The 427-nt window shown below is 58.8% G+C and carries 1 pseudogene; it reads right to left on the minus strand.

Going from position 1 to position 427, the window contains the following annotated elements:
- Window positions 1-393: pseudogene (locus D9R02_RS11915) on the minus strand (hypothetical protein); the annotation flags it as partial.
- Window positions 394-427: the final 34 nt, after the last annotated feature.

The raw sequence follows: 427 nt of genomic DNA on the forward strand, positions 1-427 counted from the left end.
CGTCTGTACTGGAGCCGTAGTCGCCGTCTCTTTTGGTGCTGGCGTAGAAGTCGCAGCCGGTGCCTTCGTGCTCGCCACAGGGGCAGCTGGTTCAGTACGCTTCGGCGTCTGTGCTACCGGCTTCGGCTCCGTTTTCACGGTTGCTTGCGGTTTTTTCGGTTCAATCACCGCCTGCTGACGAGCTGGGCCCGTAGTGGACGGGCGTTCAGCGGTTTGCGTTTTCGCCGTGTCACGCGATGCATTGCCATTGCGAACAGGCGCAACCGTTGCGGGTTCAGTCGGCAACGTGGAATTGACCGCCACATTGTTCAGCTGTTGCTGATTTTGTGGCTGGGTCAGCGCATTGTTCAGGTCACCCTGCACTTCAACACGTTGTTGACCATCCGTTGCCACCGGGGTTTGCCCTTGAGTCGGCGTAGAAGAGATC

This window comes from Kocuria rhizophila (assembly GCF_003667225.1).
GTDB lineage: Bacteria > Actinomycetota > Actinomycetes > Actinomycetales > Micrococcaceae > Kocuria > Kocuria rhizophila.